Consider the following 14385-nt stretch of genomic DNA (forward strand, 5'->3'; position numbering starts at 1 on the left):
CGGGTCGCGCAGCGGGCGCAGGGCGCCGGATGCCGGGGGTGGGGCCGTGCCATTCAACCATAACGATCATTACCACGACCTCTTACTTCGCGAGCTTCCCACGCCTTGCCGGAGGGCCCTTGATGTGCGCTGCGGTGCAGGAAAGTTCGCTCAAAAACTGGCTCTTCGAGGGATCGCGGTAGATGCCGTTGACGCGGAGCGCGATGTCATCGCCGCTGCTCAGAAGCAGGCTTCTGCACTCAATTTCCCCGGGCAGATCAACTTCGAACAGGCGGACATCATGCATATGGCTCTTTCGCCTCAGACGTACGACTACATCTCCTGCCTGGCCAGCATCCAACACGTCCCCATCGAGACAGTCCAGAAACTCCGCGAATCACTGACCCCGAACGGAGTTCTGGTAGTCCTCGGCTGCTATCGAGAAGCAACACTCTGGGACCACGCCGTGAGTGTGCGGGCAGTCCCGTTAAATGCATTATGGCGCACCGTGGTGTTCTTTCGAGAGAAGCCGCGTGCCCGATCGAGCTTGCAGGTATTTCGGCCCCCATAGCGCCCCCCGCAATGTCCCTTGCTGAAATCAAGGCATATACGGCCACTCACCTTCCACAGAGCTACATTCGGCGACTCCTGTTCTGGAGATACCTCCTGGTCTGCCACAACCAACAGGATGAGGTGGAGAGGTGACTAACCACCAGGAACGGGAGGTCTCTTAGCCTTCCGCAACATATGTCCTGGGCGCGACGTGCGTCGCATGCAACGACATGGGACACGTCCTCATCACCCGTCGGCGCTCCCCGGAGCGATGGGAATTTCCAGGGGGCTCACTCAACCCTTATGAGGATTTCCAGGACGCCGCAGAGCGCGAGACCTACAAGGCGACTGGAGTCCTCGTTCGAGTCCACGGCCTGGTGGGTGTCTACCAACATCCAAGCCGGGGCATCCTCGCAGGGCTCTTCATCGCAACGGCGATCTCCTGAGAGCCGCATCCAACATCCGAAGCCAGCGTTGCCGAATAGGCAGGGGTGGAAGACGCTCTCCAACGGCTGCACCCTCTCTACCGCCCCCGCTTGGAAGACGTTTTCGCAGCCAAGGCTTCCGTGACTCTCCGCGTTCACGAAGGGACCGAGGTTCTCTCCCTCCTTCAGCCAATGCTGCCTCCGCTGGCGGCGCCCTTGGGCCGGCTGCAGGGTTGACTGACAGCGGTTTCATGCAGCCAGAGCTGCGGCTGGGGTCATGATGGTCTCGTACTCGACGGGGTCAATCGGGCCAGGCGTCTCCGACGTCGGTGGTCGGTGCGCTCGATCCAGGTGACGATCGCGCTCAGTTCCTGGCGCGTGGCCCAGGTAGGGCGGTCGAGGACGTTATGGGTGCACCTGCCAGAGAGGTACGGCAACTGGCGGGGCGTCTACAACCGACGCTCGCCGCCGGTGCGCCGGCTCCGGGACCCGGCGGAACCAGGTCGGTACTTCCAGGGGGCCTCCCAGGGAAGTGGTCGGCGTGCCCGGTGTCCCTTGACCACCCGACCTGATCTGCGGTTTCGCCCGCCCGGCTCGGTCCGCTGAGGCAAGTTGTAGGGCAAGCTCGCCGAATCGGTGGTGGCGACTCGTACGGTGCCTCGTAGGGGCGGGGGTGGTCTCGGGAAGCGGGTGGCGCTGCGCTGGCTGCTGAGGGGTGCCGGTGGCCGGATAGGTCATCGTTGTCTTGACCGGGGGAACGGGAAGTTCTGGCCGCACCTCTCGATGGGGCCGTCGGCGCCTGCATCGAGGTGAGCAGTGCGGTGGGCATCCGGTCCGCCTCCGTGAGCGGAGCGAGGACGGCAGCCGTGTCGCTGACCGCCCGGGTCCACGCCACGCGACGCTCGGAGCGACTGGGCTCCCGTACCCGCCCGCACCCCGTCGCCGTGCTCGGCGGCCCGCATCCGTCGCGCACGGACCGCAAGGCCGGCCACGGCCAGGACCAGGGGACCGATGTCGCCGCGCTGGAGCAGACCCGGGCCACGATCGAGGCCGCCGCCACGATGGCCGCCAAACTTCAGGACGGTGTCCGGGAACGCGCCGCCGCCCTCCGTTCCGCGCCGCAGCCGGCCCCGGCGGCGTCCCCGCCACCGCACACCCAGCAGCCCGGCGTGCAACAGACGCCGGGCCGGACACCCACTGGAGGAGTCGCATGAGCACACCGGAGGAGAACCCGGAGATCCCGGGACTCGAGGACGCCCTCGACCGGGCCCGCGCAGCTCACAAGGAGATGGCCGCCGCGCTCATTGAGAACCAGGAGCCCGAGCTTGGCCAGGACCTGGGGTGGCAGCCGGTCTGGAAGCGGCCGCGGAAGCCGGAGTCGAAGGTGGCGGAGAAGCTGCAGCTGCACAAGCAGCGGCGGCGGTTCCAGGACGCCGGGAAGCGCCGCCTTGCCGCAAGGCAGTCGCGCCGGCCCCGCTCCCGGCAGAGCCGGATCGGCAACGCCGCCGCGCGCCGGGATGCTCGCCCCCTGTCCCGGATGCGGCACTCCAGTGCCTGGCTGTGGTGACGATGCCGGGCATCGCCCACCGAGTGGAATCCACGATGTTCAGCATCCAGTGGACGATGCCCGGCATCGGATGCAGAACATCGACTGGATTCCACCGGATGGAATCCACTCCCGGGTGCACCGGCTGACGGTGGACTCCACTCCCGTGAGACCCCGCCAACTTGAGGACGCAGGTCAAAGGGCTGGTGTGACTGGTCCTCGGGGCCCTCATGCTGGTCGTGGGCGGAAGTCCACGGCGAAAATCCTCCGTCAGCGGTTGACTTCGAGGTTCGTCAAGACGAGCAGGGCTCGCAGGAGCCGGGTGGCGCGGGCGGGGTCGGTGCGGAGCTTGGTGAGGGTCCGCCAGTTCTTGAGGTGGGCGAAGCCGTGCTCGACCGGCGCGCGTCCGACGGCGAGGACGCGGTTGGCTTCCCTCTCGCCTGGGGTGAGTTTGTGGGTGCGGCTGGCGGCGTAGCCGGTGACGATCACGGGGTCGAGGATGTCGTTGTCCAGGCCGCGGAAGCCGAGGTCGGCCAGCGCTCCGAGGCCGGCGGCGCGCAGGTGGGTCAGGATGTGGTCGTGGCGGGCGGCGGTGTTGTCGTGGGTGCGGCCAGGCCGCGCGGCGGATATCCAGATCAGGCGCCCGTTCTCGTCGGTCAGGGCGAGGAAGTGCAGGCCATGAGTTCGGTGCTTGCCGGAGTAGTTCCGCCGATCGGCCTTGCCGGTGTGGCGTCTGGTGCGGATGAGGGTGCCGTCGATCAGGACCAACTCCCCGCCCTGCTTGGCGATCTTCTTCAGGGGGCGGTCCAGGCGCGGGGCCTGGGTGGCGAGCAGTCCGATCAGCTCGTCGCGCCAGCGGCGGACCGTGGACTCGGACACGCCGTTTCCGCCGGCCATGTCGGCCAGGTGCTGGTCGTGACGCAGTACGGTCAGGACGATCACCGCGATCTTCCCGGGTGGCAGGATCCGCCACCGGGACCGAATTGTCTTCAGATGACGCCGTAGTAGGTCGGCGAGGTGGTTGACGGTGCGCGTGGAGAGCGGCAGACGGCACTGGTAGACAAGCGGGCAGGTGTCCTCGGTGCGCTCTTTGGTATTCGTCACACAATTCCAACGGCCGCCGGGGGCATCCCGGTTACGCGCATGCTGAGCCGCTCCGAGTGGCGGTGCTGCTCGTCACAGGCGGGTGGTGAACCGGCCGTCGGGCAGTTTGCGGAGCCAGCCGCGATCGACGAGTCTGACCAGCTTGCCGCGCAGCGGTTGCAGCTTGGCCTTCACGCTGACGTCCACCCCCACTGCCTCGCCGACCTCGCGGGCCATGACCGGTCCGGCGGCCTGCCGCACGGCGGTGATGATGCGCTGGTAGTCCCACGGCAGCGCGTCTTCCTCCACTCCCGGTTCGCGGTGCGGGATCAGCATCACCGTCCGGCCGCCCACCTGCCCCGGCATCGGTCGGGCGGAGGCGCGTTCCTCGGCGAGCTGCTCGCTCACCCTTTCAAGGACGCGTTCGGCGACGGCGAGTTCGTCCCGTTCGGCCCGCACTTCCGCCAGCTGGGTGGCCAGCTGTTCTTCGAGTTCGTCCAGTTCCGCACGCCGCGCGGTGATCCGTTCCAGCAGCTCGGGATCCAGCATGCACCGGATCGTAGAGGGCCGTCCGGCCCCGGCGGGCAGGAACTGGAGTGCTCGCCGCTCCAGGGCTGGGTAAGGAGCTAAGGGCGGCTCGTCATCAGTGTGCCCAGGGCAGGCGAACCGCCTCGATTTCGGAGTTGTTCAGCAATGCGTGGATGAGGGCTGGTGAACCGGCGACCTTGGTGGCCCACAGGTCGTAGTCGGTGCAAAGGACCCAGGAGCGGTCATCGGCCCAGAGGTTGGACGGGCTGAAGTCTGCTTCGGACTGGTCGTACAGGAGCTCGGCGTCGCCGAGCCGGCCCGCACGCACGTGGAGGTTGTCGAAGTCGGTGGCTCCGAGCGTCAGCGGGTTGTAGTAGGCAAGGCAGCGGGTGTCCGGGCCTGCGGGGCTGTACTGGGTGAGGGTGGCGATCAGCCGGTTCCAGGTCTCCCGGTCCAGGCTTCCTTCGGTCGGCGGGATCATGCTCAGTGGCCAGCTGCCCTCCTTCTTGGCCGAGGGGAAACAGCGGTAGGAGGGCATCAGTCCGTCGGGCACTATCAGGTCGCCGGTCCGCCGGGCAAGCTCGGTCCATCGCAGCCGCCGCCAGCCGGGGCCGGGGTGCCGGGCTCGGCCCAGACCTCCCCCCATGGCGATGCTCACGGCGTCGAGGTCGATACCCGCGACGATATGGGGCCGGGTTCTCCCGTCGGCAAGACGTGCCTGGTGGTACTCGTCGTACGACACTTCGGTTGGTCCATGCTCGTGCTCGTACATGGAGTTGAGCACCCACACCGCGTCGGGCATCGCCGGAGGCATGAACCCGGTTAGGCCGTCGCCACACAGCTCCAGCAGCCAGTCGGTGGCCCCAGGCGGTACGAGCGGCCACAAGCTAGACATCGGGTTCGGTTCCTCGGACATCCGCTCATGCTCCCAGGCGCGAATCCGCCCTTCTGCGAGGGGCCGACATAACGAGACGTACCTCAAGAACCGACAGCCGACCGCTGGCAAACGATCTACACCACAGACAACCGCCCACGACCAGCACGAGTACCCGGAGGACCGGTCACACCAGCCCTTTGACCTGCGACTTCAAGTTGGCGGAGGCTCAGGGAACGTCGCCCTCCCAGACCCATGAGCCGTTCAGGACGCGCCGCTCCGCCTGCCCCAAACAGTGCCGTGCCCGCCTGCCCCTGTTCTCGGGACGGGCGGGCACGGGGGCGTACCGGGGGACTACTTCAGGCCGCTGCTGATGGCCGTCACCAGTTCGCCGTTTGCCGTGTCACCATTGAACTCCCAGAAGAACGCGCCGCCCAGGCCCTGGCTCTTGGCCCACGCCATCTTGGTGCCGACGGTCGCCGGAGTGTCATAGCTCCACCAGTCCTTCCCACAGTGGGCATACGCCGTGCCCCCGACCGTGCCGGTGGCCGGGCACGTCGTCTTGAGGACCTTGTAGTACTGGTTGCCGGGCTCGACGCCGGCCGCCGGGCCAGTCGCCGTACCGCCCGGAGCCGACTGAGTGACACCCGTCCAGCCGCGGCCGTAGAAGCCGATGCCCAGGAGCAGCTTGGAAGCCGGGACGCCCTTGGCCCTCAGCTTGGCGATGGCGTCGGCCGAGTTGAAGCCCTGCGCGGGGATGCCCGGGTAGGAGGTCAGCGGGGAGTGCGGGGCCGTCGGGCCCTGCGCTGCCCAGGAACCGAAGTAGTCGTACGTCATCACGTCGTACCAGTTGATGTACTGCGCGGCGCCGCCGTAGTCGGCGGCGTCGAGCTTGCCCCCGTTGGAGCCGTCTGCGGTGATGGCCGCGGTGAGGAGGTTGTTCGGGCCGAACTTGGCCCGCATGGCCTGCATCATGTTCTTGAACGCGGCAGGGCCGCTGGTGTCGCAGGACAGCCCGCACGCGTTCGGGTACTCCCAGTCGAGGTCAATGCCGTCGAAGACATCGGCCCAGCGGGGGTCCTCGACCAGGTCGTAGCAGGACTGGGCGAACGCGGCCGGGTTCTGGACGGCCTGGCCGAAGCCACCGGACCAGGTCCAGCCGCCGAAGGACCACAGGACCTTGATGTTCGGGTACTGCGCCTTCAGCTTGCGCAGCTGGTTGAAGTGGCCCCGCAGCGGCTGGTCCGAAGCATCAGCCTTGCCGTCGACCGACTGGGCGGCGCTGTAGGACTTCTGGTAGTCCTCGTACGCGTCGCCGATGGTGCACTTACCGCTCTGCACGTTGCCGAAGGCGTAGTTGATGTGCGTGATCTTCTCGGCGGAGCCGGAGGTCACGAGGTCCTTCACCGAGTAGGAGCCCCAGTTGGTGAAGTAACCCAGATTGATCTTCCCGTTGCCGCCGGGGTTCTCGCCACCCCCACCACTACCGGTGGTGCGGACCGTCGTGGCGGCCGAGGCCGGGCCCGTCTGGTCGGCAGTGTCGCGGGCCACCACGGAGTAGCTGTAGTCCGTGGTGGCGGTCAGGCCGGTATTGGTGTACGTGGTGCCGGTGACGGTTGCGACCGTGGCGCCGTCGCGCTTGACGTCGTAGTTCTTGATGCCCTTGTCGTCCGTGGCGGCCGCCCAGGACAGCTTCACCGAGGAGTTGGTGATGTCGCTCGCGGTGGGCTTGCCCGGGGCGGAGGGGGCGTTGTCGCCGGGGTTGGTGGAGCCACCGTCGCACGGGTTGCCGTTGAGCTTGCAGCCGGAGGGCGCGCCAGTGCCTGAGCCGTTGAATCCGAAGGAGACGGACGCACCGGGGGCGAGGGTGCCGTTCCAGCCGAGGTTCTTGGCGGTCCAGCGGTTCGCGGAGTTGGTGACGGTGGCGTCCCAGGCGGATGTGACCTTGGTGTTCGCCGGGAAGTCCCACTCGACGGTCCAGGTGGAGAGCGTGGTGGTGCCGGTGTTTTTCACCGTCCACTTGCCCTCGAAGCCGCTGCCCCAGTCGGATGCCTTGGTGTAGACGGCGGTGGCTGAGGACGCGGCCTCTGCCGGGGTCGCGAGGCCTACCATGGCGGCCAGCGGAACGAGCAGCGCCGTGGCTCCCGCGAGGGTCTTGGACCGCCTGCCCAGGGAGGCGCTCTGGGAGGATCTGGCACGGCGCCATCGCGTTTCTGTACTCAAGGCTGCTCCATGAGTGGGGGCTCCAAGGGGCAGGGGGGTCCCTGGCCCGTCAACACTGCGCGGCCATGAGCACCGAGATCGCTCTTGGGACCCTCGCAGTGTTGCCGCGACCCTAAGAAGGGCCTAGACCAATCGTCAAGAGGTCTGGACCAAGGGAAAGTTGATGAGGGCCCGGCAGGGTACTGGATCCTGCCGGACCCCCAGCGTCAGCGAGGACCGTCCAAAAGGATCCGACCTGGAGCTCACGGCCGGCGGCGAGTTGAGCGTGGATGAGGTCCTGGACGCGGCGGTGGACGCCGCCGCGGTGTGCGGGCTGCTGGTGCTGGCCGAGGCCCGTACGACCGCCACGTCCGATCCGAGCACGGCGGCCGAGCTGTGCCTGACTGCCGTTTCCCACCTGGCCCTCGCGGTCGCCCTCGCCTCCGCCGACCTCGACTGAGGAACGGCCCTTACCGCCCTCACCGGCCCTGACCGTCATCCGCTCAGGACCGGTGAGGGGAACGCCGGACCGGCGAGGAGTGTTCGCCGGTCCGGCACCGCACATCATGCCTCTGCGCTGTCCCTGCGGGTGCGGCGGGCACGGTCGAGCTGTTCGCTCTCACGGGTGAGGCCTTGTCGCCTTCGGTGCCCTGCGGGGGCGGGGGCGTTGGGCACGTCATGCGAAGGATCATGTGTGTGACGGTCTCGGTGATGGCTCTCGGGTGTCTGGGGCAGGCCCCCGCCCACGCCAGTGGGACCACTGAAGACGGTCCGGTCGGTATCGGGGTCCTCGGTGAGGGATTGAAGGTGCGGGAGGTCCGGGCAACTCTGGACGGGTGGGAGGCCGGCGCGCAGGCCCGGGTCAGTCTCTGGAAGGGCGACAGCTACGTCCGGATGGTGCGGGGGTGGACGTACACCTCCTCCACCGAGGGGCATGGCCACAAGTTCGAGGTCGCGAAGTGGAAGATCAACAAGAGCTTCCCGCACCGCAGCAGGCTGTGTGTCGAGTTCAAGGGACACGACCGCATGCCCTGCGTCACGATCAAGCGCTGAGCACCTCACGCGATGACTGCGCCCGCCCCGGAGAATCCGGGGCGGGCGCAGTCGTTTGGGGGTCAGGCCGCTCGCCGAGATCGACGCGCTCCTCGGCGAACTCGCCTGAACGAGCTGGCCTCACCCCGGTGCGGGGCCAACTCGATCAGCCTCTCTTACCGCTGCCGCGCCCGCGGTGGAACCCACTGCTTGCAGCCTGGGCTACGCGGCCGGCGCTGCGCCGCCGCAGCTGCTCCGGCAGGGCGGCCACGTCCTCCAACGCCGCGCGAAGCTCCGCGATATCGGGGTGCGGATGCCCGGCCTGCCGTTCGTAGTCACCCAGCACCTGCTCTACCGCGTGGTAAGGCGCGCGATCTGGGGGTCGGCAAGGGGGTCCGCGGACACCTCGACGTATCCACCGAGGGCCGGGGGACCGGCCACCGTGCGCCGGCGGTGGCCGGTGGGTGAGACCATCCACCGACCGGTCTCCGGCTCCTGGACTGCCTCAATGAGCGGGTAGACCCGGCGCTCCGCCTCCCGGTCGTACCAGTCCTCGCCGGTCTCGGCCCAGTGCAGTCCGTCCGGCCCCCGCCAGAGCCTCGTGGGGCGCAACCTCGTCATGAAGTCCTCCTCATCCCGTCGTTGCCCGACGGCCCGCGCCGTCCTGCCCTGTACTCACTCGGCTGACAAAAGCCGGTCTTCCTGACCACAGATGCACAAATTCTGAGGCGTCTGTAGTCATCACACGGTTCCTTCCGTGGCCGCCCATTCCAGCCCGAGTGAAGCGAGTGCGGCTGACGCTGGGAGCGGTGCCGCTGGCCCCGGACAGCGAAGGATCCCGGGCCGCCCTGCGTCCCGGGGTCCTGTCGCTGGTCTCACCGCCGCCGCTCACCAGTCGTCAGGTGCGCTGCCCACCCACGCGATCGGCCGGCCCTCGCTGTTGCGGCCCCAGTGCGATTCCTCCATCGAGGTCTCGTGTCCCTCGGGCAGCACGCAGATCCGACCCCAGCGGCCGTGCTTGCCCCCGCAGAGCCCGGCGAGCCCGTCCGTGTCGCCCTCCGCCACGGCCTGGTCGTAGCGGTCCTGGAACGGCTGGAGACGGGCGCACAGCTCCATGCCCAGCTCCGTCTCCGCCGCCTCCACCCGCTCCCGCGCCTTCCGCACCCCCGGGTCGGACAGCACAGCGGAGATGACGTCCTCCGCCTCCGCGAAGGCCCCCTGGTGCGCGCGTGCCGCCGCACGGCGTCCTGCACCCGCTGCTCCGCGGCGTCCTGGTCGCTCGGGCTCATCACGCCGCTCCTTCCGTGGCCGCCCACTCCAGCCCGAGCGGGGCGAGCGCAAGAAGCCCCGCCCGGACCTCGCCGCACGCCTGGAGAGCGAGGTCAAGAAGCGCTGGCAGCCGCAGATCCGTGCCAAGGCCAAGGAGAAGGCGGCGACGACCGGCGGCATCGTCATCGACGTCCGCGCCCAGCTCGGCTACTCCGGGGCGTCAATGGACTCCACGGACGAGGACCGCGAACGGCAGCTCACCGTGGCACTCCCGCCGCAGTACGCGGCCCGCCTCTTCGACGCCCAGGAGCAGGGCGCCAGCGAGGACCGGCTGCGCGAGCTGACCGCCGAAGCACTGCGCGAGGTATACTTCCAGGACAACGGGCGCCGCGCCGGCACCCTCCAGGAAGTGCAGATCAACAACGTGCTGAACCTCGGATTCCAGCTGTAGGGCCTCCTACCCGTACAGCGACCGGCAGCTTGGCGCGGTGGTGATCGGCCATCGCCAAGCCGACCACCTTCCGCGTCGCGAGATCGATACAGGTCGCCAGATGCAACTCTCAACGTGGCCAGTTAGGTCATGTCGCCGACCAACCGCATTACGGGCCGGGGCGCGGTGAAGTCCCGGCCGATCAGGCCAACGGCGAACACCGCCCGCTTCAGGTCCCCACGCCGACGGCGGGTGATCCCGACGATCCGGTGCTCGCGCATCAGCCGCTCGCCCCTCTTGGAGTTCATCACCCGCCCGGTCAGCCGTAGAGCGGCGTGGATCCGCGGAGCCCCGTAGGGGCCCCGCGAACCGGCGCGCAGTCCCAGCAGCTGGCCCACGCTCTCGCTTTTGTCGTGAGCCGGTCGCTATCCCCGGGCGTACCACGCTCGCCCTTCTTCAGGTGCTGCTCAGCCCGCCTGCTGCTGTCGCACGAGCTGCTTGGCTCGCTTACGCCGGGCGGCCGCGTGTACGTTCACCTCGGTGCCGGCACCCTGGCCGGGCGTGGTTTCTGCGGTGCGGAACATGTCAGCGATTTTGCGGATCTCGGCGTCGTCCGGACCGCGGTCGAGGTAGAACAGCGACTCGTCGACGGAAGAGTCGTCACCGCCCCAGCGGACCGTACCCTGGCAGTCGGCGAGGATGTCACGTACAACAAGCTCCTGAAGGGGGAAAAGGCTTCCCTTGGCGGCCGCACCGGGACGGATGCGAACCGCGGTGCCAGAGGCGAGGTTTGATTCCGGCTTCCTCCTGTCCAGACCGTCGGTCTTCTGCCAACCAGCCAGGTCAGGACTGTGGAGCTGATCGACCTCGTAGTGGAAGCGACGCACGACGTGGAGCAGGATCGCCTCCGGGTCGCCGATCCAAACCGGCACGCTCAACCCGGTGCCGGACACCGTGCGGGTGTACACCTGGGAGTCGCGATCGGCGATGGCCTGTACGGGCCAGCCGTTGGCCGTCACGTTCTGAGGCTTCGTGGCGCCCCTCTTCCCCACTCCCTTTCCGCTCCTGTCGGCTGCTGACGCCGCAGCCGGGATCAGTACACCGGCGGCGGCCATCGCACCCACTACGGCCGTGCCCCGGACGACGGTCCGCCGCGTTATTCCGTTCTTCATGCTTCTTCCTTCTCCTGCGATGTTGTTGATGTAGCCGTCTCTGTCACGTATTCAGCCGATGCTGATGCCCACGAAGAAGGGGACGAGGCTCGCCGTCGCACACAGCAGCCAGTACGGGTACGGTGGCGGCCCGTCGAAAAGCCTGCGCCGCAGCCAGATGTTGACGAGCCCCCACAATCCCCCGAAGAGGAGCACTACCGGAACGACGATGACCAGCCAGAGCAGGATCCCGTCGTCTTCATTCGGGTCGCGGCTGGTCCAGCCCAGTTCGGCCAGGGGACCGTTGGACAGGACGTACCAGACCAGGAAGCACGGAACGATCGCGGGAATGCCGAGCAGCAGGTTGACCGCCACCGGGGCGAAGGACTTCCACGGCTGCGTGTTCTTCACGGGATCTCCAGAACTCAGCTGGTGCGGCTGAGCTTGTTGTAGTTCTCCAGGACGTTGTAGAGACCGGCCAGCTCGCGGCCGTACTGGGCGGCGGCGGGACCGGTGCCGTTGTAGCGGGCGAGCAGCGCCTGTGTATTAGCCGCAGTGGTGGTCAGATTGGGCCTGGCGATGCCGAGCTGGTAGGCGTTGTAGATGGTCAGGTAGGCGACTGACGGGATGTTGTACTCCGGCTCCTGGAGGTTGTTCCACACCGCGCGGGTGTCGCTGCTGGTCAACGGGGTGCCGTTGATAATGCCCTGCCGCATGCAGTAATTACGCGCGTCGATGGTCACCCATGCGAAGATCTGACCCCAGCCGGTGCTCGCGTCGTCCTTCAGTCCGGCCTTGACGGCCTCGTCCGCGAGCGCGTCCAGCGGGTTCAGCTTGCGCAGTTCCCACAGAACCGGGGCCTGGATGAGCGCCTTGCGGATCTTGAGCGTGCGAGCCAGGTTGGTGAAGAGCCAGTCGGCGTCCATGACCATCCCGAACGCCTCGGTCGTGGAGACGACGTTGTAGGTGACCCAGTCGTTGTCCGCAGTCCAGCCCTCGCCGCCGGTTTCCGGGACACCGATGGAGCCCAGGTACTGCCGCACATCGCTGAGCATTGGCGCCCTGTAAGCCGTCTTGTCCAGGTCGGTGTCCAGGTCGTCGTCCCGGGACATTCCGGGGTCGAAGTCGCCCTGTCCGGTGTCACGGCCGGAAGCGATGTTGTTGTCTATCTCGATCGCACCGGTACCGGAGCCGACAGTGATCGTGGAGATTTGGTCGAACGCCCAGTTGGTGGGCAGCGGATACCCGAGGTTCCCGGAGAACCCGGAGGACATGTCGGAGACGAAACTGGCTGCCGCATAGCCGGCGTCCGCGACGCGCTGGCAGACATTCCGAGGACCGTAGACGCCCACCCCGTAGGCGGAGTTCTCTCCGATCGTGCGCATCACGCCACGGAAGTGCGGGAGGACGTAGTCGGTGACCTCGCCGTCCATGGCGTCGTAGTCGACGGCGAAATAGATGATGCTGCCTGCCTTGAAGCCGTGGATCTTCGCCCACTCGATGGCGTTGGTGGCGTCGATGCAGCCCTGGGAGTAACTGAAGTAGTCGGCCGAGCGGCTCCACGTCTGGTAGATGGGGAAGCAGCGCAGCCCGGCGCCCTTGATAGTGGCCAGCTCGCCAGGCTGGATCTGCTTCTCGGGCAGCGAGGTGCTGGAGGGGTTGGAGAGATAGCGCCCGATGTACATGTAACCGGCAGCCTTCAGCGCTGCGGCGCGCGAAGGGGTAATCATGGTGACGCCGTCGCAGGCCGTTCCCTTACGCGACTGGTCGCCGTAGGAGACGAGCAGCGAGGCCCAGGTCTGGAAGTCGCCCTTCCCGGTGACGGGGAGCTTGGAGAAGGACTGGAAGGTCTGCACACCGCTCTGCACGGTGGCCGTGAAGTCTCCGAAGGGGACGTTCCGCTTGTTGAGGATCATGGCAGCGGTGAAGAGCCTTGCCCAGACGCCGGTGGTTCCCGTGCTGACCGTGTGCAACTTCAGGCCGGACTGGGTTCCGGGGCCGAAGGCACCGTTCGCGGTGCCATCGGCCATGCCCAACTCGTACTGGATGGCGAAGAGCATTGACTTGGCCACGTCGCGGGAGTGGTGTCCGTCACAGGGGATGACGTAGAAGTCCTTGCGCAGCAAGTATCGGCCGTTGAGCCACTGCTGGATGGAGCGGATGGTTTCAGAGCCGCCGCTGACCGTAACGTAGGCGTCCATGTTGAACAGGCCCTTGGTCGACTTCGGCCAGAGGGAACCGCCCGGGTAGACCGTCGAGACACCCATGTTCTGGTGGAGCTTGGTGACGGCGGCCTTGACTCTGTCGTTGTACGTGCCGTCGATCTCACCGCCGTCGTACCCCTTGCAGTACAGGGCAGACTGGATGATCCGGCAGAAGTTCGCCGACGGAGCAGTGCTGTCGTCGATCTTCCCGTACAGCTCGCCGATCTTGCCGAGGGTGGTCGGTCCAAAGGAGTTGGACAGAGCGCTGATGCCCATTTCATACTGAAGCGCCCTGGTAAGGGCGTACATGACGGTCCAACCAGTTTGTCCGTTCTCCTCCAGCTTGGATATACCGAGCGTTGCACCGTTGTTGTACGTGGTGTTGATGAACCTCTGGGCGCGCTGCACCATCTCGTCGGCCATCGAGCTACTCCTGAACTAAGAGGGATGGGGGCAGCCCTTGCAGGGAAGGGTGCCTCGGGGTTACCGCTCGAGCTGGCCCGGGCGCGCCGTTGCGGTGGAGTCGGGGCGTCGCTTCCGGCCGAAGGTGCAGTGAGTGCACGGTCCATGTATCGGACTTCTGCCGCTCGCGAAAAGATCCTTCAAAAGACACGTTCGCATTGCTCAAAGAAACCAAAACAATGCAAAGGAAGCGGTATCCGTTCTTTCGGCAGGGGTACGCGCGAAGCCATGTTCTCAGATATTTTCTGCACCGATCGCAGCAGGGCGATTCGGTCACTGCCAGCCCTCGCGGGACTCTGATGCTGCCTCAGCAACGACATAAATGGAAACAACTTTTTGCTGTCATAGACGGGCCCATGTACGACTTGTGTCGAATGATCGATTTCCCACCAAACTAGATGGCCGACCAGAGTTGTGCCACAGGCTCCGCACCTGCCGCGCCATCACGTGCCGGCCCCGGGGCTGCCCACGGCATCGAACTCCACCGCCTGAGCAGGAGTTTGGGCTGTCAGCTGGGATCCGCTCGTCGACGACTAAGGCCCCGAGATGGGCACCGCAGCAGCCCAGATCGACACTCGTTTCAACCAGCTCACCGCGACCGAGGTCGCCGTCGAGGACACGGGCGGACACGACGCCGATCGCGTACCG

Annotated in this window: 17 protein-coding genes and 1 pseudogene; 7 read left to right on the plus strand and 11 right to left on the minus strand. The window is 67.0% G+C overall.

Features of this window, described 5'->3' with window-relative positions:
* Nucleotides 1–46 precede the first annotated feature (46 nt).
* Both Sfulv_RS29045 and Sfulv_RS31035 read left to right on the plus strand, forming a co-directional pair.
* Nucleotides 47–550, plus strand: a complete 504-nt coding sequence (locus Sfulv_RS29045) for a class I SAM-dependent methyltransferase (protein ID WP_305961396.1) — start codon at nt 47–49, stop codon at nt 548–550.
* 181 nt (nt 551–731) lie between these two features.
* On the plus strand, nt 732–977 hold the full coding sequence (locus tag Sfulv_RS31035; RefSeq protein ID WP_256669309.1) for an NUDIX hydrolase: 246 nt from the start codon (nt 732–734) through the stop codon (nt 975–977).
* 228 nt (nt 978–1205) lie between these two features.
* Here Sfulv_RS31035 and Sfulv_RS31040 read toward each other — a convergent pair.
* Nucleotides 1206–1363 (minus strand): annotated as a pseudogene (locus Sfulv_RS31040) (IS3 family transposase); the annotation flags it as partial.
* 459 nt (nt 1364–1822) lie between these two features.
* On the opposite strand from Sfulv_RS31040, the gene Sfulv_RS29055 reads away from it, so the two are divergent.
* Nucleotides 1823–2170: a hypothetical protein gene (locus Sfulv_RS29055; protein WP_173317365.1), complete on the plus strand. Its 348-nt coding sequence runs from the start codon at nt 1823–1825 to the stop codon at nt 2168–2170.
* A complete protein-coding gene (locus tag Sfulv_RS29060) occupies nt 2167–2523 on the plus strand; it encodes a hypothetical protein (protein WP_173317367.1) in 357 nt (118 codons plus the stop codon). Before Sfulv_RS29055 ends, Sfulv_RS29060 begins: the two co-directional genes overlap by 4 nt.
* 249 nt (nt 2524–2772) lie before the next feature.
* Here Sfulv_RS29060 and Sfulv_RS29065 read toward each other — a convergent pair whose 3' ends face one another.
* The 4 genes from Sfulv_RS29065 to Sfulv_RS29080 all read right to left on the minus strand — a co-directional run bounded on the left by Sfulv_RS29065 (nt 2773) and on the right by Sfulv_RS29080 (nt 7210).
* Nucleotides 2773–3606, minus strand: coding sequence for a transposase family protein (locus Sfulv_RS29065; protein WP_173317372.1), 834 nt, complete (start codon nt 3604–3606; stop codon nt 2773–2775).
* A 72-nt stretch (nt 3607–3678) separates the two neighbouring features.
* A complete protein-coding gene (locus tag Sfulv_RS29070) occupies nt 3679–4134 on the minus strand; it encodes a hypothetical protein (protein WP_173317374.1) in 456 nt (151 codons plus the stop codon).
* Nucleotides 4135–4228: 94 nt separating this feature from the next.
* On the minus strand, nt 4229–5008 hold the full coding sequence (locus Sfulv_RS29075; RefSeq protein ID WP_246353291.1) for a hypothetical protein: 780 nt from the start codon (nt 5006–5008) through the stop codon (nt 4229–4231).
* Between the two features lie 333 nt (nt 5009–5341).
* A complete protein-coding gene (locus tag Sfulv_RS29080) occupies nt 5342–7210 on the minus strand; it encodes a glycoside hydrolase family 18 chitinase (protein WP_173317378.1) in 1869 nt (622 codons plus the stop codon).
* Between the two features lie 265 nt (nt 7211–7475).
* On the opposite strand from Sfulv_RS29080, the gene Sfulv_RS29085 reads away from it, so the two are divergent.
* Both Sfulv_RS29085 and Sfulv_RS29090 read left to right on the plus strand, forming a co-directional pair.
* A complete protein-coding gene (locus tag Sfulv_RS29085) occupies nt 7476–7649 on the plus strand; it encodes a hypothetical protein (RefSeq protein ID WP_173317380.1) in 174 nt (57 codons plus the stop codon).
* A 230-nt stretch (nt 7650–7879) separates the two neighbouring features.
* Nucleotides 7880–8242 carry a hypothetical protein gene (locus Sfulv_RS29090; RefSeq protein ID WP_246354202.1) on the plus strand — a complete coding sequence of 121 codons (363 nt, stop codon included), beginning with the start codon at nt 7880–7882 and terminating at the stop codon, nt 8240–8242.
* 330 nt (nt 8243–8572) lie between these two features.
* Here the strand turns inward: Sfulv_RS29090 and Sfulv_RS29095 are convergent, their stop codons facing one another.
* Nucleotides 8573–8842, minus strand: a complete 270-nt coding sequence (locus Sfulv_RS29095) for a hypothetical protein (RefSeq protein WP_173317384.1) — start codon at nt 8840–8842, stop codon at nt 8573–8575.
* Nucleotides 8843–9109: 267 nt separating this feature from the next.
* Entirely contained in the window at nt 9110–9403 is a 294-nt protein-coding gene (locus Sfulv_RS29100) for a hypothetical protein (RefSeq protein ID WP_256669196.1), read from the minus strand.
* Between the two features lie 7 nt (nt 9404–9410).
* Here Sfulv_RS29100 and tpg point away from each other — a divergent pair, with 7 nt between their 5' ends.
* Complete coding sequence (tpg, locus tag Sfulv_RS29105; protein ID WP_246353293.1) at nt 9411–9941, plus strand: telomere-protecting terminal protein Tpg; 531 nt, start codon at nt 9411–9413, stop codon at nt 9939–9941.
* Between the two features lie 122 nt (nt 9942–10063).
* Here tpg and Sfulv_RS29110 read toward each other — a convergent pair whose 3' ends face one another.
* The 4 genes from Sfulv_RS29110 to Sfulv_RS29125 all read right to left on the minus strand — a co-directional run bounded on the left by Sfulv_RS29110 (nt 10064) and on the right by Sfulv_RS29125 (nt 13698).
* Nucleotides 10064–10318 (minus strand): IS3 family transposase, encoded by a 255-nt coding sequence (locus Sfulv_RS29110; RefSeq protein ID WP_173317387.1) that lies wholly within the window; start codon nt 10316–10318, stop codon nt 10064–10066.
* Between the two features lie 69 nt (nt 10319–10387).
* Nucleotides 10388–10939 (minus strand): hypothetical protein, encoded by a 552-nt coding sequence (locus tag Sfulv_RS29115; protein WP_246353295.1) that lies wholly within the window; start codon nt 10937–10939, stop codon nt 10388–10390.
* A gap of 204 nt (nt 10940–11143) precedes the next feature.
* Nucleotides 11144–11482 carry a hypothetical protein gene (locus tag Sfulv_RS29120; protein ID WP_173317390.1) on the minus strand — a complete coding sequence of 113 codons (339 nt, stop codon included), beginning with the start codon at nt 11480–11482 and terminating at the stop codon, nt 11144–11146.
* 14 nt (nt 11483–11496) lie between these two features.
* Nucleotides 11497–13698 carry a glycoside hydrolase domain-containing protein gene (locus Sfulv_RS29125; protein WP_173317392.1) on the minus strand — a complete coding sequence of 734 codons (2202 nt, stop codon included), beginning with the start codon at nt 13696–13698 and terminating at the stop codon, nt 11497–11499.
* Nucleotides 13699–14385: the final 687 nt, after the last annotated feature.

Origin of the sequence: Streptomyces fulvorobeus (assembly GCF_013167895.1) — a bacterium.
Lineage (GTDB): Bacteria > Actinomycetota > Actinomycetes > Streptomycetales > Streptomycetaceae > Streptomyces > Streptomyces fulvorobeus.

Bases quoted from the DNA above. Each gene is read 5' to 3' on its own strand.
- Sfulv_RS29060 (WP_173317367.1), top strand. From the start codon at position 2,167: ATGAGCACACCGGAGGAGAACCCGGAGATCCCGGGACTCGAGGACGCC.
- Sfulv_RS29070 (WP_173317374.1), bottom strand. From the start codon at position 4,134: ATGCTGGATCCCGAGCTGCTGGAACGGATCACCGCGCGGCGTGCGGAA.
- Sfulv_RS29075 (WP_246353291.1), bottom strand. From the start codon at position 5,008: ATGTCTAGCTTGTGGCCGCTCGTACCGCCTGGGGCCACCGACTGGCTG.
- Sfulv_RS29090 (WP_246354202.1), top strand. From the start codon at position 7,880: ATGTGTGTGACGGTCTCGGTGATGGCTCTCGGGTGTCTGGGGCAGGCC.
- Sfulv_RS29095 (WP_173317384.1), bottom strand. From the start codon at position 8,842: ATGACGAGGTTGCGCCCCACGAGGCTCTGGCGGGGGCCGGACGGACTG.
- tpg (WP_246353293.1), top strand. From the start codon at position 9,411: ATGACGTCCTCCGCCTCCGCGAAGGCCCCCTGGTGCGCGCGTGCCGCC.
- Sfulv_RS29125 (WP_173317392.1), bottom strand. From the start codon at position 13,698: ATGGCCGACGAGATGGTGCAGCGCGCCCAGAGGTTCATCAACACCACG.